The organism is Janibacter sp. CX7 (genome assembly GCF_024362365.1).
Classification (GTDB): Bacteria; Actinomycetota; Actinomycetes; order Actinomycetales; family Dermatophilaceae; genus Janibacter.
The window spans coordinates 2,152,670-2,170,320 of record NZ_CP101464.1; the positions used below are offsets into that span (position 1 = coordinate 2,152,670).

The 17,651-nt window shown below is 72.9% G+C and carries 19 protein-coding genes and 1 pseudogene; 11 read left to right on the top strand and 9 right to left on the bottom strand.

What is annotated here, in order from left to right; genetic code table 11:
* Positions 1 to 4: 4 nt before the first annotated feature.
* Both NMQ01_RS10510 and NMQ01_RS10515 read right to left on the bottom strand, forming a co-directional pair.
* Positions 5 to 634 (bottom strand): hypothetical protein, encoded by a 630-nt coding sequence (locus NMQ01_RS10510; protein ID WP_255183886.1) that lies wholly within the window; start codon positions 632 to 634, stop codon positions 5 to 7.
* Positions 631 to 1,086, bottom strand: a complete 456-nt coding sequence (locus NMQ01_RS10515) for a thioesterase family protein (protein ID WP_255183887.1) — start codon at positions 1,084 to 1,086, stop codon at positions 631 to 633. Before NMQ01_RS10515 ends, NMQ01_RS10510 begins: the two co-directional genes overlap by 4 nt.
* Positions 1,087 to 1,173: 87 nt before the next feature.
* Between NMQ01_RS10515 and NMQ01_RS10520 the strand changes: the two genes are divergently transcribed.
* The 8 genes and pseudogenes from NMQ01_RS10520 to NMQ01_RS10555 all read left to right on the top strand — a co-directional run bounded on the left by NMQ01_RS10520 (position 1,174) and on the right by NMQ01_RS10555 (position 8,385).
* On the top strand, positions 1,174 to 3,291 hold the full coding sequence (locus NMQ01_RS10520) for an ATP-dependent DNA helicase RecQ (RefSeq protein WP_255183888.1): 2,118 nt from the start codon (positions 1,174 to 1,176) through the stop codon (positions 3,289 to 3,291).
* Between the two features lie 36 nt (positions 3,292 to 3,327).
* The gene (locus tag NMQ01_RS10525; protein ID WP_255183889.1) at positions 3,328 to 4,296 is read left to right on the top strand and encodes an acyl-CoA thioesterase II; all 969 of its coding nucleotides are present in this window, start codon (positions 3,328 to 3,330) and stop codon (positions 4,294 to 4,296) included.
* Positions 4,297 to 4,314: 18 nt separating this feature from the next.
* Complete coding sequence (locus NMQ01_RS10530) at positions 4,315 to 5,484, top strand: ThiF family adenylyltransferase (protein WP_255183890.1); 1,170 nt, start codon at positions 4,315 to 4,317, stop codon at positions 5,482 to 5,484.
* Positions 5,481 to 6,710: a gephyrin-like molybdotransferase Glp gene (gene glp / locus NMQ01_RS10535; RefSeq protein ID WP_255183891.1), complete on the top strand. Its 1,230-nt coding sequence runs from the start codon at positions 5,481 to 5,483 to the stop codon at positions 6,708 to 6,710. Before NMQ01_RS10530 ends, glp begins: the two co-directional genes overlap by 4 nt.
* Positions 6,711 to 7,188: pseudogene (gene moaC / locus NMQ01_RS10540) on the top strand (cyclic pyranopterin monophosphate synthase MoaC).
* Positions 7,185 to 7,844 carry a molybdenum cofactor guanylyltransferase gene (locus NMQ01_RS10545; protein WP_255183892.1) on the top strand — a complete coding sequence of 220 codons (660 nt, stop codon included), beginning with the start codon at positions 7,185 to 7,187 and terminating at the stop codon, positions 7,842 to 7,844. The pseudogene moaC and the gene NMQ01_RS10545 overlap by 4 nt, the downstream one beginning before the upstream one ends.
* A complete protein-coding gene (locus NMQ01_RS10550; protein ID WP_255183893.1) occupies positions 7,841 to 8,143 on the top strand; it encodes a DUF6457 domain-containing protein in 303 nt (100 codons plus the stop codon). The genes NMQ01_RS10545 and NMQ01_RS10550 overlap by 4 nt, the downstream gene beginning before the upstream one ends.
* Positions 8,140 to 8,385, top strand: coding sequence for a MoaD/ThiS family protein (locus NMQ01_RS10555; RefSeq protein WP_255183894.1), 246 nt, complete (start codon positions 8,140 to 8,142; stop codon positions 8,383 to 8,385). Before NMQ01_RS10550 ends, NMQ01_RS10555 begins: the two co-directional genes overlap by 4 nt.
* A gap of 23 nt (positions 8,386 to 8,408) precedes the next feature.
* On the opposite strand, the gene moaA is transcribed toward NMQ01_RS10555, so the two are convergent.
* From moaA to NMQ01_RS10575, 4 genes are all read right to left on the bottom strand, one after another.
* Positions 8,409 to 9,410 (bottom strand): GTP 3',8-cyclase MoaA, encoded by a 1,002-nt coding sequence (moaA, locus tag NMQ01_RS10560; protein WP_255186360.1) that lies wholly within the window; start codon positions 9,408 to 9,410, stop codon positions 8,409 to 8,411.
* A complete protein-coding gene (locus NMQ01_RS10565) occupies positions 9,407 to 9,841 on the bottom strand; it encodes a molybdenum cofactor biosynthesis protein MoaE (RefSeq protein WP_255183895.1) in 435 nt (144 codons plus the stop codon). Before NMQ01_RS10565 ends, moaA begins: the two co-directional genes overlap by 4 nt.
* Positions 9,841 to 10,329 carry a molybdenum cofactor biosynthesis protein B gene (locus tag NMQ01_RS10570; RefSeq protein WP_255183896.1) on the bottom strand — a complete coding sequence of 163 codons (489 nt, stop codon included), beginning with the start codon at positions 10,327 to 10,329 and terminating at the stop codon, positions 9,841 to 9,843. Before NMQ01_RS10570 ends, NMQ01_RS10565 begins: the two co-directional genes overlap by 1 nt.
* A gap of 104 nt (positions 10,330 to 10,433) precedes the next feature.
* A complete protein-coding gene (locus NMQ01_RS10575; RefSeq protein ID WP_255183897.1) occupies positions 10,434 to 11,588 on the bottom strand; it encodes an acyl-CoA dehydrogenase family protein in 1,155 nt (384 codons plus the stop codon).
* Between the two features lie 82 nt (positions 11,589 to 11,670).
* Here NMQ01_RS10575 and NMQ01_RS10580 point away from each other — a divergent pair, with 82 nt between their 5' ends.
* On the top strand, positions 11,671 to 12,282 hold the full coding sequence (locus NMQ01_RS10580; RefSeq protein WP_255183898.1) for a TetR/AcrR family transcriptional regulator: 612 nt from the start codon (positions 11,671 to 11,673) through the stop codon (positions 12,280 to 12,282).
* 118 nt (positions 12,283 to 12,400) lie between these two features.
* Positions 12,401 to 13,447 (top strand): SGNH/GDSL hydrolase family protein, encoded by a 1,047-nt coding sequence (locus tag NMQ01_RS10585; RefSeq protein ID WP_255183899.1) that lies wholly within the window; start codon positions 12,401 to 12,403, stop codon positions 13,445 to 13,447.
* Positions 13,448 to 13,454: 7 nt separating this feature from the next.
* On the opposite strand, the gene NMQ01_RS10590 is transcribed toward NMQ01_RS10585, so the two are convergent.
* Complete coding sequence (locus NMQ01_RS10590; protein WP_255183900.1) at positions 13,455 to 14,060, bottom strand: pentapeptide repeat-containing protein; 606 nt, start codon at positions 14,058 to 14,060, stop codon at positions 13,455 to 13,457.
* A gap of 86 nt (positions 14,061 to 14,146) precedes the next feature.
* On the opposite strand from NMQ01_RS10590, the gene NMQ01_RS10595 reads away from it, so the two are divergent.
* Positions 14,147 to 15,304, top strand: coding sequence for a macrolide family glycosyltransferase (locus NMQ01_RS10595; RefSeq protein ID WP_255183901.1), 1,158 nt, complete (start codon positions 14,147 to 14,149; stop codon positions 15,302 to 15,304).
* A 63-nt stretch (positions 15,305 to 15,367) separates the two neighbouring features.
* Here NMQ01_RS10595 and ettA read toward each other — a convergent pair whose 3' ends face one another.
* Entirely contained in the window at positions 15,368 to 17,050 is a 1,683-nt protein-coding gene (gene ettA, locus NMQ01_RS10600) for an energy-dependent translational throttle protein EttA (RefSeq protein ID WP_255183902.1), read from the bottom strand.
* Between the two features lie 68 nt (positions 17,051 to 17,118).
* Complete coding sequence (locus NMQ01_RS10605; RefSeq protein ID WP_255183903.1) at positions 17,119 to 17,646, bottom strand: single-stranded DNA-binding protein; 528 nt, start codon at positions 17,644 to 17,646, stop codon at positions 17,119 to 17,121.
* Positions 17,647 to 17,651 lie beyond the last annotated feature (5 nt).

The window sequence follows — 17,651 nt, forward strand, 5'->3', positions numbered from 1 at the left end:
TGCGTCAGCGGGTGAGCACGAAGCCGCGGTCGGTCGCCACCCGCGTCCACGGCCCGATCGTGTGCACCTGAGCCTGCGCGCCGGCCTCCGGCCGCAGGAAGCCCAGTGCGTGCAGGCCGAAGGCGGTGCCCGCCGGGACCGGCGGGACGGTGGCGGTCGACCTGCCCCACACCCGCGAGCGCAGGTCGCCGACGGCTGACGCACCGGAGCCTTCCGGAGCCCCCTGGGCGACCTCGGCGATCCCCTCCCGGGCGACGGCCAGCAGGTCGGTGTCGGCGACGAGCCCGACGGGCTCCCAGCCCGAGCGGGGCGGGGTGAGCGCACGCCAGGTCGGCTGCGAGGTGACCGGCGGCGCCTCGAGCTGGGTCCTGCCCCGGGCGAGGCGATCGGTCACGGCCGCGATGGGGACGCAGGTGTCCCACGTGGCCGGCTCCGCCAGGGCGCAGGTCCGCAGGCCGAGGACGAGGCCGCTGCTGCCGAGCCCGCGGCCCGGCAGCACGCAGGTCCAGGCGGCGAGGACGGACCCGACCGCCTGGAGCCGGACGTCGCCCTCGTCGTCGAGGCGCTTGGCCCGGGTCAGATAGGTCACGAGGTCGGCCGCGGTCTGCTCGTCGGCGAGGCGAAGGGGGGTCATCGCCGGCGCCGCATCGGCACCGGGTCGCCGAGCCCCGCGCGCAGCGCGTCGCGCTCCTCATCGGTGAGTCGACGGGCGCTCTGCGCCGCGACGTCGAAGGCGACGAGCGTCGACTCCGCGCGGGCGAAGACGGCCTCCTCGTCGCGGATCGTGTAGCCCATGTCCCAGCTGGCACCGCCGAGCGAGGTCACCCACATGTCGACGAGGACCGGCTCCGGGCGGTAGACGAGCTGCTCGAGGAACTCGATCTCCTGCCGGGCGAGGAGCACCCCCGAGCGGAGCATGCTGTCGCCGCCGCTGGCGTGGAACCACTCGCCGAAGGCCCGGATGCGGGCCTCCTCGAGCAGCCGGTGGTACTGCACGTTGTTGACGTGGCCGTAGGCGTCCATGTCGCCCCAGCGCAGGGAGATCTCGGCCGTGAAGGCCCGCGGCTCGATGGTCTCGCTCGTCATGTCCACATCCTCGCACCGGCAGGGGCGCTCGTCCCCAGCCGTCCCGACGCTCGGGCGTCGTCGGACCGCTCGCCTACGGTGGAGGCCATGACCACCTCACCCGCCAGCACCCTGGCCGCCGACGCCACCGCCGTCCTGCGCCGCCTCGTCGGCCGTGACGACGTCGACTTCCGCGACGGGCAGCTCGAGGCGATCGAGGCGCTCGTCGGGGAGGGGCGCCGCGTGCTCGTCGTGCAGCGCACCGGGTGGGGCAAGTCGGCCGTCTACTTCGTCGCCTCCCGGCTCCAGCGGGCGCGGGGCGCCGGGCCGGCGCTCATCGTCTCGCCTCTGCTCGCGCTCATGCGTGACCAGATCGCCGCGGCCGAGCGGGCCGGCGTGCGCGCGGTGTCGATGAACTCCGCCAACGCGCAGGAGTGGGACGACGTTCGCGGGCGGCTGGCCCGCGACGAGGTCGACGTCCTGCTCGTGAGCCCGGAGCGTCTCAACAACCCACGGTTTCGGGCCGAGCAGCTGCCCGACCTCACCCGCCGGTGCGGCCTGCTCGTCGTCGACGAGGCGCACTGCGTGAGCGACTGGGGCCACGACTTCCGACCCGACTACCGCCGGATCAAGGACCTGCTCGGCGAGCTGCCGCAGGGCACGCCGGTGCTCGCGACGACCGCCACGGCCAACGAGCGCGTCGTCCACGACGTCGCCGAGCAGCTCGCCGCCGGCGCCGAGAGCGAGGTGCTGACCGTCCGGGGCCCGCTCGCGCGCGACAGCCTGCGGCTGGCCGTGCTCCCCCGGGCCGGCATGGACCGCCACCTCGCCTGGCTCGCGACCCACCTGGGCCAGCTCGAGGGCAGCGGCATCGTCTACACCCTCACCGTGAGCGCGGCCGAGGACGTCGCCGCCGCACTGCAGTCCGCGGGCCACGAGGTCGCCGCCTACACCGGCCGCTCCGACGCCGAGGAGCGGGCGGCGATGGAGGAGGCGCTGCGGCACAACCGGGTCAAAGCCCTCGTGGCGACGAGCGCGCTGGGCATGGGCTTCGACAAGCCGGACCTCGGCTTCGTCGTCCACCTCGGGGCGCCCTCCTCCCCCGTCGCCTACTACCAGCAGGTCGGTCGTGCGGGCCGCGCCACGGAGCGGGCCGACGTGGTCCTGCTGCCCGGGCACGACGACGTGTCGATCTGGAAGCACTTCGCCTCGGCGTCGATGCCCCGCGAGGACCAGGCCGCGGCCGTCATCACCGCGCTCGCCGAGGCGGGGCGTCCCCTGTCGACGGCCGCCCTCGAGACGATCGTCGACATCCGGCGCACCCGGCTGGAGCTGCTGCTCAAGGTGCTCGACGTCGACGGCGCCGTACAGAGGGTGAGCGGTGGCTGGATCGGCACCGGGCAGCCATGGGTCTACGACGCGGAGCGCTACGAGCGGGTCGCCGCGGCGCGTGAGGCCGAGCAGCAGCACATGCTCGACTACATCTCGACCCCCGACTGCCGCATGGCCTTCCTCCAGCGCACCCTCGACGACCCGACCGCCCACGACTGCGGCCGCTGCGACCGGTGCGCGAGCGCGTGGATCGACGCCGAGGTCGGCGACGACGCGCTCGGCTCGGCGCGCTCCACCCTCGACCGCGCGGGCGTCGACCTCGACCCCCGCGCCCAGTGGCCGACCGGCATGGACCGGCTCGGGGTCCCGGTCAAGGGCAAGATCCCGCCCGCGGAGGCCATGTCCCAGGGCCGCGCCCTCGCCCGCGTCACCGACCTGGGCTGGGGCCCCCGGGTGCGTGAGCTCCTCGCGACCGACCAGCCGGTGCCCGAGGGTGCCGTGCGCGCCTGCGTCCGGGTGCTCGCCGAGTGGGGCTGGCAGACGCGCCCGGTCGGCATCGTCACGGTGCCCTCCCGCTCCCGTCCGACCCTCGTCACCTCGCTCGCCGAGCAGCTCGGCCAGATCGGGCGGCTGCCGGTGCTCGGCGCTCTCGACCTCGCCGAGGGCGGACCCGTCGGCGAGCCCGGGGGCAACTCCGCCTACCGCCTGAGCAATGTCTGGGAGCGGCTGGTCGTCGGCCCGGACCTCGCGGGGGCCCTGTCGTCCGTCGCGGGGCCGGTGCTGCTCGTCGACGACGTGGCCCACTCCCGGTGGACGCTCACCGTCGCCGCCCGGGCACTGCGCCGCGCCGGGGTCGACGAGGTCCTCCCCTTCGTCCTGGGGCTGGACGGCTGAGTAGGCTCACGACGTCCACCCCGAGCGAGGAGCAGCATGGCCGACGAGTCGATCGAGCACGCCCAGCGCGTTGCCCTGAGCACCGCCCTGTCCACGCTCGACCTCGAGGAGGTCGGCCACGCGACGATCCGCGTCGAGGGTCCTGAGGGGGTCGGCGAGCTCGGCGCCAGCTCGGCCGACGTCTACGAGGGTGAGAGCATCGCGATGCCGCACGGACGGGTCTTCGGCGGGCAGGTCCTCGCCCAGGCCCTCGTCGCGGCCGGCCGCACGGTCAACGACGAGCTGCCGCACCGCATGCCGCACTCGCTGCACGCCTACTTCATGCGTCCGGGCGACTCGAGCCTGCCGATCCGCTTCGCCGTCGAGCGGATGCGCGACGGGCGCTCCTTCTCGACCCGCCGGGTCCACGCGCTCCAGCACGGCCGTCCGATCCTGTCGATGACCGCGTCCTTCCAGGACCCCTCCGACGGTCTCGACCACCACCTGCCGATGCCCGACGTCCCCGGGCCCGACGAGCTGGTGTCGGTCTCGGACAAGTACGCCGGCGTCGATCACCCGCGGGCGAAGTACATCACCACGCGACCCGTCGACCACCGCTATGTCGACGGCGACATCCTCGCGGTCCCCGCGCCCGACCACGAGGGCCGCCAGCGGGTGTGGTTCCGCACCGTCGCCCAGCTGCCGCACGACCAGCTGACCCGCTGTGCGGTCCTGGCCTTCGCCTCCGACTACACGCCGATCGACGTGATGCTGCGGGCCCACGGGCTGTCCTGGACCCAGCCCGGCCTGACCCCGGCGACGATCGACCACACGATCTGGTTCCACCGCCCCGTCGACCCCGGCGAGTGGCTGCTCTACGAGCAGGAGTCGCCCTCCACGCGCTCCGGCCGCGGGCTCATGGTGGGCAAGGTCTACACCGAGACGGGTGTCCTCGTCGCGACGATCGCCCAGGAGGCGATGGTCCGCATCAAGCAGCGTCCCGGCGCCCAGACCGCTGGCCCGTGACAGGGTGACGGTCTCGGCATGACGCTCCCCCCGCTCGTCTCTCCCGGGCCGGCCCTCACGGCCGACCAGGTGGCCCGCTACTCGCGCCACCTGCTCATGCCTGCCATCGGCGAAGGGGGTCAACGTCGCCTCCTCGCCGCCCGCATCGCCATCGTCGGCGCGGGGGGCCTGGGCTCCCCTTCGCTCCTCTACCTCGCCGCCGCGGGCGTCGGGTCGATCACCCTGATCGACGACGACGTCGTCGAGGAGTCCAACCTGCAGCGGCAGGTGCTGCACTCCGCCGACGACATCGGGCGGGCCAAGACCGACAGCGCCGTCGAGCGGCTGCGCGCGCTCAACCCCGACGTGGCGGTCACCCCGGTCGACCGGAGGCTCGACCCGACGAACGCCCGGGAGATCCTCGCCGGTCACGACCTCGTCCTCGACGGGAGCGACAGCTTCGACACGCGCTATGCCGTCGCCGACGCCTGCGATGCCCTCGGGCTGCCGCTCGTCTGGGCCGCGGTCTTGCGCACCGAGGCCCACGTCACCGTCTTCTGGACCGCGGCCCCCGAGGGCGTCCCCGCGCCGGGGTTGCGCGACCTCTTCCCCGTGCCGCCCGCACCCGGCAGCGTGCCCGCCTGCGGCGACGCCGGTGTGCTCGGCCCGCTCGTCGGGCAGATCGGCTCGATGATGGCGACGGAGGCGATCAAGCTCATCACCGGCTGCGGCGAGCCCCTGCTGGGACGGCTCCTCTTCGTGGACGTGCTCACCGCCACCCAGCGGGAGATCCCGCTCCTGCCCCGGCACGACCGCCCGCGCCGCGCCCCTGCGTCGTCGCCCACCGACGCCGCCACCGACGTCGAGGAGTCGACGCCCACCGACGTCGAGCACGTCTCCCCCGCCGAGCTGGCCGCTCGCCTCGCCGGGGGCGAGGCCCCCTTCGTCATCGACGTGCGCGACGCCCACGAGCTGGCCGAGGGCACTGTCGCCGGAGCCGTGCACATCCCGGTGGCCGACCTGCTCTCCGACCCCGCCTCGACCCGCGACGTCCCGAGCGACCGCGAGGTCGTGCTCGTCTGCCGTGCCGGTCCCCGCGCCCGGCTCGCCGCCGCTGCGCTGCGGGCGCGGGGTCACGAGCGCCTGCTCGTCCTCGATGGTGGGATGCTCACGTGGCCCGACCCCGTGCCGCACGAGGAGACGACATGACGACGCAGCGCCTGCTGCTCACCGTCGAGGAGTACCTCGACGAGCTGCTCACCGACCTGCTCGCCGGGGCGGGCCCCATCGCGCAGACCGAGACGGTGCCCCTGACCGAGGCACTCGGCCGCGTGCTCGCCGAGCCGGTGACCGCGCGCGGCGACGTGCCGGCCTTCGCCAACTCGGCGATGGACGGCTATGCCGTGCGGCTGGCGGACCTGACGAGCCTGCCGGCCACCCTGCGGGTCGTCGGCGACGTGCCCGCCGGGTCGCCCGACGACCCGGCGATCGCCCCGGGCGAGTGCGTCCGGATCATGACCGGCGCCCCGCTGCCCACCGACGCCGACACCGTCGTGCCGGTCGAGCGGACCGACGCGGGCACGGACGTGGTCCGCATCGACGAGGTCGGCGAGCGCGGGGCACACGTGCGCGGCGCCGGCGAGGACGTGCGCGGCGGTCAGACGATCGCCGGCGCCGGCACGACCGTCACCGCCCGCGTCCTCGGGTCGCTCGCGGCCGCCGGCGCCGGCTCGGTCCTCGTGCGGCGACGGCCGGTCGTCGCCGTCGCCGCGACCGGCGACGAGCTGGTCTCCCCCGGCGGTGAGCTCGCGCGCGGGCAGATCTTCGAGTCCAACGGCACCCACCTGACGGCCACCCTCACCGAGCTCGGTGCCGACGTGCGCGCCACGCAGGTGCTCGCCGACGACGCCGAGGACTTCGTCGCCGGCCTCGACGCGCTCACCGAGGGGGCCGACCTCGTCCTGCTCACCGGCGGGGTGAGCGTCGGCGACTTCGACGTCTCGCGGATCGTCCTCGAGCGCGACGCCGGCGGTACGTTCCGCCACGTGCGGATGCAGCCCGGCAAGCCGCAGGGGTGGGCCCGCTGGCGTGGTGTCCCGGTGCTGGCGCTGCCGGGCAACCCCATGAGCACGGCGATCAGCTTCGAGGTCTTCGGCCGGCCGCTCGTCGACCACCTGCTCGGTCGCACGCCGGTGGCCGGCCCGACCACGGCAGTCGCCGGGTCCGGCTGGCGCTCCCCCGCCGGTCGTCGTCAGCACGTGCCCGTGCACCTGACGAGCGACGAGACCGGTCGCCTCGTCGCCACCCCGACCCACCGACGTGGCTCGGCATCGCACCTCGTGACCTCCCTGGCCGGCGCCGACGCGCTGGCCGTCGTGGCCGAGGACACCGACACCGTCACGCCCGGCGACCTCCTCGAGATCAGGAGCCTGTAGATGGAGCACCCGCTGACCCACCTCGACGAGTCCGGCCGCGCCCGGATGGTCGACGTGACCGACAAGCAGCCGACCGTGCGCGCTGCCACCGCTGCCGGTCGCGTCGTCACCTCCCCCGAGACCGTCGCGCTGCTGCGGGACGGCGCCGTGCCGAAGGGGACGTGCTCGCCGTCGCGCGCATCGCCGGCATCCAGGCGGCGAAGAAGACCCCGAGCTGCTCCCTCTCGCGCACGTCATCGGCGTGCACGGCGCCGTCGTCGACTTGACGATCACCGACACCGGCGTCGACATCACCGCGACCGTGCGCACCGCCGACCGCACCGGCGTCGAGATGGAGGCCCTGACGAGCGTCAGCGTCGCCGCCCTCGCCGTCATCGACATGGTCAAGGGGCGCGATCGCAGCGCCCACGTCACCGACATCAGGCTGCTGGAGAAGACCGGCGGCCGCAGCGGCACCTGGACCCGGGAGGACTCATGAGCGACCCCACCCCCTTCGACGCCGTCATCCTCGCCGGCGGCACCGGCTCCCGTCTCGGCGGGGCGAGCAAGGCCGACCTCGAGCTCGACGGGCAGCGCCTGCTCGACCGGGTGCTCGTCGCGGTGGCCGATGCGCAGGATATCGCCGTCGTCGGTGACGTCGACGTGCCCGACGGGGTGCACCGCACCGTCGAGGACCCGCCGCGGGGCGGGCCGGTGGCCGGGCTCGCCGCCGGTCTGTCCGCGCTCGAGGCCGCCGGCTCGACGGCCGAGTGGACGCTGCTCGCCTCGTGCGACCTCGCCAACCCCCTCCCGGCACTCGGGCGGCTGCTCGCGGCGTGGTCCTTCGCGGTCCGCAGCGACGAGGTCACCACCGACGAGCACGACGGCTGGTGCCTCGCCGACGCCGACGACCGTCCCCAGTGGCTGCTCGGCATCCACCGCACGAGCGCGTTGCGCCAGGGGCTCGAGCGACTCGGCTCGCCGCGCGACCGGTCGCTGCGCGAGCTCTTCGCGGAGGCGACGCTCGTCACCCTGCCGGCGAGCCGCGACGACGTCGCCGACATCGACACCTGGGCCGAGCTGGCCCGGTGGGCCGAGCGGCTCGAGCACCCGCAGGAGCCCGCGTCGGAGCCCGGGCAGCAGGAGGAGCGATGAGCCCGCAGACCGAGGACCAGCAGGCGCAGGAGCGCTGGGCCGACTGGATCGAGCAAGCCTGTGCCGCACTGGGGCTCGACCCCGAGTCGGTCGACGTTCGCAGCATCCTCGACATGACGAAGACGATCGCCCACGGCTTCGAGCGCCCGATGGCGCCGGTCGGTGCCTACGTCCTCGGTCTCGCCGTGGGCCGGCTGCAGGAGCAGGGCCGCCCCGTCGACCTCGACGCCCTGCGCATCACGCTGGAGGCGACCCTGCCGGGGGCCGACGACACCGACGAGCCGCAGGAGCACCGATGAGCCGGGCCACGATCCGCTACTTCGCCGGGGCCGCGGAGGCCGCCGGCACCGACGAGGAGCAGCTCGACGGAGCGACCATCGGCGAGGTGCTGGCCGCTGCTCGCCGCGCGCACGACGACCGCCTCGCCGAGGTCCTCGAGCGGTGCTCCGTGCTGCACGCGGGCCGCTACGTCGACGACGACGACACCCCCGTCACGGACGGCGCGACGATCGACGTGCTGCCGCCCTTCGCCGGGGGCTGATCGGGCCGGGGGATGATGACGGCTCAGCCGCCGATGGCGCTCATCGGTCGCGGCGGCTGGAGGAATCCGGGCTCGTCGATGCCGTGCCCGGGGCGCTTGCCCTGCAGGCACTCGTGGACGAGCGCGTGGATCTCGGACTCGCTCGCGCCCGCACGCAGCGGGCCGCGCAGATCGGTCTCGCCCCGCGCGAAGAGGCAGCTGCGCAGCTGCCCGTCGGCCGTCAGGCGCAGCCGGTCGCACGAACCGCAGAAGGGCATGGTCACCGAGGCGATGACCCCCACCGTGGCCGGGCCGCCGTCGACGAGGAAGCGCTCGGCGGGCGCCGCGCCACGGCCGGGGACCTCCGTCAGGTCGAAGGCCGAGCGCAGGGACGCCAGGATCTCCTGGCCGGTGATCATCTCGGTGCGCTGCCAGGTGTGCCCGCCGTCGAGCGGCATCTGCTCGATGAAGCGCAGCTCGTAGCCGCGCTCGACCGCCCACCGGGTGAGGTCGACGGCCTCGTCGTCGTTGATCCCCCGCTGCAGCACGGAGTTGACCTTGACCGGCCGCAGCCCGGCGGCGTCCGCCGCGGCGAGCCCCTCGACGACGTCGTCGAAGCGGTCGCGACGGGTGATCTCCGCAAAGCGCTCCGGCTGGAGCGTGTCGAGGCTGATGTTGACCCGCGCCAGGCCGGCATCGGCCAGCGCGCCGGCGACCTTGGCCAGGCCCAGGCCGTTGGTCGTCATCGACACCTCGGGCTGGCCGCCCGGGCCCTCCATCGCGCTGATCCCGGCGACGATGTCGACGACGTCGGGGCGCACGAGCGGCTCTCCACCCGTCAGGCGCACCTCGGTGATGCCGGCGTGGACGGCGGCCTCGACGAGGGTGAGCAGCTCTGGGGTGGTGAGCAGCTCGTCCTTGGGCAGCCAGGGCAGCCCCTCGGCGGGCATGCAGTAGGTGCAGCGCAGATTGCACTTGTCGGTCAGGGAGACCCGCAGGTCGCGGTGGACCCGGCCGTGGGTGTCGAGCAGCTCGCGCACCGTCAGCACCCCAACCCGGACCAGGCGTGGGAGCCGTCGGCCTCGAACTGCTGCTTCCACACCGGCAGCTCGTGCTTGATCGCCTCGACGACCGCACGGCAGAGCGTGAAGGTCAGGTCACGGTGGGCGCTGCCGACGGCGACGACGAGGGCGAGGTCACCGACGTCGAGGTCACCCACGCGATGCGTCGCCGCCACGTCCGCCTCGCCCGCGGGGTCGTGCTCGGCGACGGTCCGCGCGACGATCTGCTCGATGAGGGCGGGTGCGTCGGGGTGGCAGGTGTAGCGCAGCGCGACGACCCGGCCACTGGCCTCGGGGTCGTGGTCGCGCACCTGCCCGACGAAGCTCGTCACCGCGCCGTGCGTCGGGGCGTCGACCCGGGCGAGCAGGGCCGGCAGGTCGATGGGCTCGGCGGACACCCAGGCGGAGGCCGTCATCAGTGGTCACCGCCGGTCAGCTGGTCGAGGACGTGGTCGACGAGCGGGAGGAGGATCTCGAGGCCCTGGCGGACCCCCTTCGCGCTGCCGGGGAGGTTGACGACGAGGGCACCGGGCTGGTCGGGGGTGGCGTCGACGACCCCGACGAGACCCCGCGAGATCGCCGCGAAGGGGGTCTGCCGCGCCCCTTCGGCCCGCAGCAACTCGGCGAGCCCGGGCACCTCCCGGTCCAGCACGGGGGCGGTCCCCTCGGGGGTGCGGTCCCGGGGCGTCACGCCGGTGCCGCCCGTGGTGACGACGAGGCGGTGGCCCGCGGCGAGGGATGCGCGCAGGACGGCCTCGACCTCGGCGGCGCCGTCGGGGACGACGCTCGTCGTCACGTCGTGGCCCGCGGCCTCGAGCAGCTCGACGGCGGCGGGACCTGACAGGTCCTCGCGCTCGCCGCCGCTGACCCGATCGGACACGGTGATGACGTGCGACGTGCTCACCGGGCTCCCTTCGTTGACGTGTCGTCCAGTCTCTCAAACTCGGCGGGTAGCGCGACGGCCGGCCGCACCATGGACTGGTGCGACCGGCCGTCGGTCAGAGAATCTCAGAGACCCAGGTCGCGGCCGATGAGCTCCTTCATGATCTCGTTGGTGCCGGCCCAGATCTTGTTGATCCGGGCGTCACGCCAGGCGCGTGCCACGCGGTACTCGTTCATGTAGCCGTAACCACCGTGCAGCTGGACGCACTCGTCGAGGACCTTGCTCTGGGTCTCGGCCGCCCACCACTTCGCCTTGGCGGCGTCGACGGCGGAGAGCTTGCCCTCGGCGTGCGCCGCGACGCAGTCGTCGACGTAGGCCTGGGCCACCTCGATGCTCGTGACGAGCTCGGCGATCTTGAACTTGTTGTGCTGGAAGGAGCCGATCGGCTGACCGAAGGCCTTGCGCTCCTTGGTGTACTCGATCGTCTCCTCGAGGATCTGCGCAGCGTGGGCGACACAGCCGATGGCATTGCCCAGACGCTCCTGCGGGAGCTTCTGCATCATCGAGATGAAGCCCATGCCCTCGGGGCCGAGGAGCCGGTCCGCAGGGACGCGCACGTTGTCGAAGAAGAGCTCGGAGGTGTCGGACTCGGGCTGGCCGACCTTGTCGAGCGGCTTGCCCTTGGTGAAGCCCTCGTCCTCCTTCTCGAGGACGAAGAGCGAGATGCCCTTGGCACCCTTGCTCGGGTCGGTGCGGATCGCGACGACCGCCAGGTCGCACTGGTGACCGTTGGTGATGAAGGTCTTCGAGCCGTTGATGATCCAGTCGCCGGAGCCGTCGTCGGCCTTGACCGCCGAGGACTTGAGGGCGGCGAGGTCGGAGCCACCGTTGGGCTCGGTCATGCCGATGGACAGGATCTTCTCGCCGGTGGCGACCTGCGGGAGCCAGCGCTGCTTCTGCTCCTCGGTGCCCAGCGCGACGATGTAGGGCGCGGTGATGTCGGCGTGGATGCCGAAGCACGAGGAGACCGCGACGTTGAACTTCGACAGCTCCTCGGCGAGGACGGCGTTGAAGCGGTAGTCGTCGATGCCGGCGCCGCCGAACTCCTCGGGGATGGTCAGACCGAAGAAGCCCTGCTTGCCGGCCTCGAGCCACACCTCACGCGGGATCGAGTGCTCGGCGATCATCGACTCGGCGCGGGGCACGAGGTTGCGGTCGACGAACTCCTTGACGGAGCTGCGGAAGGCCTCGTGGTCCTCGTCGTAGATGTTGCGGGGCATGTGTCCACCTCTTCTGGGACGTGACGTGCGGAACGGACTAAGCGCTTGCTTAGTCTCGTGCCCAGCAGGCATGCTGTCAACCGTGACGACGCCGACACCCTCCCTGCCCGAGCACAGCAACCCGACGGTCGTGCGTCTCTTCGAGGCGGCCGCGGACGCCTTTGCCGACAAGGGATTCCACGCGACGACGACGCGCGACATCGCCTCGCGCGCCGGTCTGTCCCCGGCGGGTGTCTACGTCCACTTCGCGAGCAAGGAGGACCTGCTCTTCCAGCTCAGCCGCGTCGGCCACGAGGGGGCGCGTGACGACCTCGCCGCCGCAGCAGCCCGCGCCGACTCCCCCACCGAGGCCCTCGCCCACGTCATCTCGGCCTTCGCCCGCTGGCACGCAGAGCAGCACCAGGTCGCGCGGATCGTCCAGTACGAGTTCCGCCACCTCTCCCCCGAGCACCAGCGCGAGGTCCTCACGCTGCGCCGCGAGATCGACGGCGTCGTCGAGCAGATCATCGCGGCCGGTGTCGAGGCCGGCGACTTCGAGGTCGAGGACGTGCGCGCCACGGCCCTGGCCGCCCTCTCCCTCGTCGTCGACGTCGCCCGCTGGTACCACCCGGGCATCAAGCGCACGACGCCCGAGCAGATCGGGCGCACCTACGGCGCCCTGGCCCTGCGCCTCGTCGGGGCGCGCGCCAGCTGACCCACCCCCTTCGTCGACAACTCGTCAGGACTCCCACCGGACTTCGTCAGCTCGGGACGCACCGGGCTCGGCCCAGCCCTAGCGTGCGATGTGGCCCACCCCACACCGAGGAGTCCGCATGCACCCGTCCCGCCCCATGGCGACCACCGCCATCGCCCTCGCCCTCGCCGCGGTCGCGGCCCCGTCGCCGGCGACCGCCGCGCCCGGCGACAGCTATGTCGCGCTCGGCGACTCCTACTCCTCGGGGACGGGGACGCGCCAGTACATCTCCGACGGGACCGAGTGCCTGCGCTCGACACTCGCCTACCCCTCGCTCGTCGCCGCCTCGGGTGACCTCGACCTCGACCTGCGGGCCTGCAGCGGCGCCACGATCTCCGACGTGACCACCACCCAGCTGTCGGCCCTGTCCACCGGGACCGACCGGGTGAGCATCTCCGTCGGCGGCAACGACGCGGGCTTCGCCGACGTGCTCACCGAGTGCGCGATGCCGGGCTGGGCGAGCGACTGCCAGGGCGCGATCGACGGGGCGCAGAGCTTCGTCAGCACCACGCTGCCCGGCCGGCTGACGACCCTCTACTCCTCGATCCGCAGCAAGGCCCCCAATGCCGCGGTCGTCGTCGTGGGCTACCCGCGCATCTTCATGGGCGAGGACTGCAATGCCCTGACGTGGTTCGCCCCCGAGGAGCAGACCCGGCTCAACGAGATGGCCGACCTGCTCAACTCCCGCCTGCGCACGGCTGCACAGGAGGCCGGCTACACCTTCGTCAACCCGACGAGCGCCTTCACCGGACACGCCGTCTGCGACGACCCCGAGTGGCTCAACGGCCTGTCCGACCCGATCGTCGAGAGCTACCACCCCAATGTCGCCGGGCACCGCGACGGCTACGCGCCCCTCGTGTCGGGCCCGATCACCGGCGCGACGCAGCAGGTCACCGCGAGCACGATCGAGCGGGCCACGGCCGGGGCCGACGAGCAGGCGCGGCGGCAGCGTGCGCGTGCCGACGTCGACCGCACCATCGAGCCGAAGACGGTGCGTCTGCCCGACCTCGACAGCCCTCGAGTGCGCCAGGCGGCGGCTCGTGCCGGCGTCGACATCGACTCTCCCGCAAGCGTGCTCGCGGCCGACCGCGCGTGGTCGGCACGGCAGGCGCGCGACCACGGCTGACCGCGCATCACTCCACGACGACGCCGAAGGGAGCGAGCAGCCCGAGCGCGCCGACGGGGTCGACGCGCAGCCCGGCCAGCTGCGCATCGCGTGCATCGACGACGTAGTCGCGCGCGGTGCGCAGGTCGGCCTCGCGCAGGTCGACCCGCACGAGACGGGCCCCGGCCAGCGAGCAGTCGTCGACGACGGCCTCGCGCAGCACCGCCCCGTCGAAGTCGGCGTCGGTGAGGACGCACCGCTCGAAGCGCGCGCCCGTCAGGTCGAGCCCGCCGAAGCTGCCCAGCGACAGCTGGCAGTCGACCCACGTGCACGGGTCGGGCGCGAGCACCGGCTCGCGCAGCATCGACCACGACGTGGCGAGCGCCTTGCAGCCGGTGAAGGTGCACCCGTCGAGCACCGAGTCGGGCAGCCGCACGCGCGAGAGGTCGACCTGCTCGACGGTGCACCCCTCGAGCCGCACCCCCGCGAGGCTCGCGCCGGCGAGGGACCCGCCGCGCAGGGTGCACCCGACCAGCTCGACACCGGTGAGGACCTCCCCTTCGTCCAGCGAACCGGTGAGCACCTCGTCGACGACGCTCGTGCGGCCGGCGACCTGGTCCAGGAGTGAGGGCATGGCGGCACGCTACCGAGGCGTGGCGACAACCGGCCGGGACGAAACTCGCTGGCGTCACGTGGCGAGCCGAGGCGATCATCGAGGGCATGGCCCACCTCGCGATGTTCGGCGTCGATGCCGTCAGCCACATCCTGCCCAGCCTGGAGATCCTTCGGGAGCTCGTCGCGCGCGGGCACCGGGTGAGCGTCGTCAACGACCCGCACCAGCGCGAGCTCGTCGAGGGCACCGGGGCCCGCCTCGTGCCGTGCACCTCGACCCTGCCGGACGGTGACTGGCCCAGCGACCCGATCGCGGCCATGCGCACCTTCCTCGAGGACGCGATGCAGGGTCTGGAGCAGGTCCGGGAGCACTTCACCCGCGACCCCGCCGACCTGTACCTCGCGGACATCGGCGGCTACGGCGGGCGGGTGCTCGCCGAGGCGCAGGGAGCCCCCTTCGTCCAGCTCTCGCCCACCTATGTCGCCTGGGAGGGTTATGCGCAGGAGGTCGGCGACCAGGTGATGGCCCGGCCCGGAGCCGCGCAGTACCGAGCGGACTTCGCCGCCTGGCTCGAGCGTGCCGGGGCCACCACGCACGACCCGGACGCCTTCGCCGGCATCCCGCCGCGGGCCCTGGCCCTGGTCCCCCGGGCAATGCAGCCGCACGCCGACCGGGTCGACGAGCAGCGGGTCACCTTCGTCGGACCCTGCATCGGCGAGCGCGTCGACCAGGGCTCGTGGCAGCGCCCGGACGGTGCCGAGGTCGTCGTCCTCGTCTCGCTCGGCTCGAGCTACACCGACCAGCCGGACTTCTACCGCCAGTGCCTCGCCGCCTTCGGCGGCCGCACGGGCTGGCACCTGGTGCTGCAGGTCGGGCGACGGATCGACCTCGACGCGCTGGGCGCGATCCCCGAGGGGGTCGAGGTCCACCGGTGGGTGCCCCAGATGGCGATCCTGCGCGAGGCCGACCTCTTCGTCACGCACGCCGGCATGGGTGGGTGCGGCGAAGGACTGCTCACAGCGACGCCCATGGTCGCCGTCCCCCAGGACGTCGACCAGTTCGCCAATGCCGACACCCTCGTCGGGCTCGGCGTGACCCGACGGCTCGACACCGCCGAGGCGAGCGCCGCCGCCCTGCGCTCCGCCGGCGACGAGCTCCTCGCGGACCGCGAGGTTCCCGCGCGGCTGGCCGAGCTGGCACACGCGGCACGGGCCGAAGGGGGCACCTCGCGGGCGGCCGACCTCGTCGAGGCCGAGCTGCGGTAGCGACGCGCGACGGGCGCTCGCCCCCGTGGTGGGGGCGAGCGCCCGTCGTCGTGCAGCGGCGTCTCAGTCGCGGGTGAGGCGACGGTGGGTGACGCGGTGCGGACGCGCCGCCTCCTCGCCGAGGCGCTCGATCTTGTTGGCCTCGTAGCCCTCGAAGTTGCCCTCGAACCAGTACCAGCTCGCGGGGTTCTCCTCGGTGCCCTCGTAGGCGAGGATGTGCGTCGCGACGCGGTCGAGGAACCACCGGTCGTGGGAGATGACCACGGCACAGCCCGGGAAGTCGAGCAGCGCATTCTCGAGCGAGCCGAGGGTCTCGACGTCGAGGTCGTTGGTCGGCTCGTCGAGGAGCAGCACGTTGCCACCCTGCTTGAGGGTCAGCGCGAGGTTGAGGCGGTTGCGCTCGCCACCGGAGAGCACGCCCGACTTCTTCTGCTGGTCCGGGCCCTTGAAGCCGAACTGGCTGACGTAGGCGCGCGAGGGGATCTCGACCTGGCCGACCTGGATGTGGTCGAGCCCGTCGGAGACGACCTCCCAGACGTTCTTCTCCGGGTCGATGCCGCCGCGGTTCTGGTCGACGTAGGAGAGCTTGACCGTGTCACCGATGTCGACGACCCCCGCGTCGGGCTCCTCGATGCCGACGATGGTCTTGAAGAGCGTGGTCTTGCCGACGCCGTTGGGACCGATGATGCCGACGATGCCGTTGCGCGGCAGGGAGAAGGACAGGTCCTCGATGAGCACGCGGTCGTCGAAGCCCTTCTTCAGGCCCTTGACCTCGATGACCTTGCTGCCCAGGCGCGGGCCCGGCGGGATCTGGATCTCCTCGAAGTCGAGCTTGCGGGTCCGGTCGGCCTCCGCCGCCATCTCCTCGTAGCGCTCGAGGCGCGCCTTGTTCTTCGTCTGGCGGGCCTTGGGGTTGGAGCGCACCCACTCGAGCTCGTTCTTCAGGCGCTTGGCGAGCTTGGCGTCCTTCTTGCCCTGGATCTGCAGACGCTCCTGCTTCTTCTCCAGGTAGGTCGAGTAGTTGCCCTCGTAGGGGTAGAGCCGGCCACGGTCGACCTCGGCGATCCACTGCGCGACGTTGTCCATGAAGTAGCGGTCGTGCGTCACGGCGACGACGGCGCCCGGGTAGGACGCGAGGTGCTGCTCGAGCCAGAGCACGGACTCGGCGTCGAGGTGGTTGGTCGGCTCGTCGAGCAGGAGCAGGTCGGGCTTCTGCAGGAGCAGCTTGCACAGCGCGACGCGGCGGCGCTCACCACCGGAGAGCACGGTGACGTCGGCGTCCGGCGGCGGGCAGCGCAGGGCGTCCATCGCCTGCTCGAGCTGGGAGTCGAGGTCCCAGGCGTCGGCGTGGTCGATGTCCTCCTGGAGCTTGCCCATCTCCTCCATGAGCGCGTCGAAGTCCGCGTCGGGCTCGGTCATCAGCTCGGAGATCTCGTTGTACCGGTCGAGCTTGGCCTTGATCTCGCCGGCGCCCTCCTCGACATTGCCCAGGACGGTCTTGTCCTCGTTGAGCGGCGGCTCCTGGAGCAGGATGCCCACGGTCGCGCCCGGCTTGAGCTGCGCCTCGCCGTTGCTCGGCTGGTCGAGCCCGGCCATGATCTTGAGGATGGTCGACTTACCGGCCCCGTTGGGCCCGACCATCCCGATCTTGGCTCCGGGGAAGAAGGACATCGAGACGTCATCGAGGATGACCTTCTCGTTGTGCGCCTTGCGCGCACGGACCATGGTGTAGATGTAGTCGGCCATGGGGGCAGGCTATCCACTCCTGCCCCCGCGCCCGAATCCTCCCTGCGCGCCCTGCCCCGCCCGGCACCTCAGACCGGCTGCGGGACGGGAGCCTCCTCCCCTTCGTCCTCGTGCTCGGGCGACTCCGCGGGCGACGCGGACCCCGCCCAGGTCGGCTCGTCGCTGCTCGCGACGCGGTCGGCAAGGGCCACCAGCCCCTCGACCCCCGCCTCCTGGGCGGGCGAGTCGGTCACGCCGCGGCTGACCTTGGCGTAGTCGCTCGTGCCGAAGGTCATGTCGTGCCCGACGCTCACCGCCTCGATGTCCGCAGAGCTCCCCCACGACTCGTCCGCCCGCTGCCAGGAGTTGATCGTCAGCCGCCCGTGCACGACGACCGGGTCACCCTTGTGCAGGGACAGGTGCGCGTTCATCCCCAGCGAGCGGAAGGCCGCGACGTTGTAGAAGCTCGTCGACACGTCGACGAAGACGCCCTCGCGGTTGCGCCGGCGCACGGTCGACGCGACGCGGAAGGTCGTGAACTGCCGACCCTGCGTCGTCTGGCGGTGCTCCGGGTCGGCGACGACCCGGCCGGCGACGGTGATCTCGACTTCGTTCATGGTGC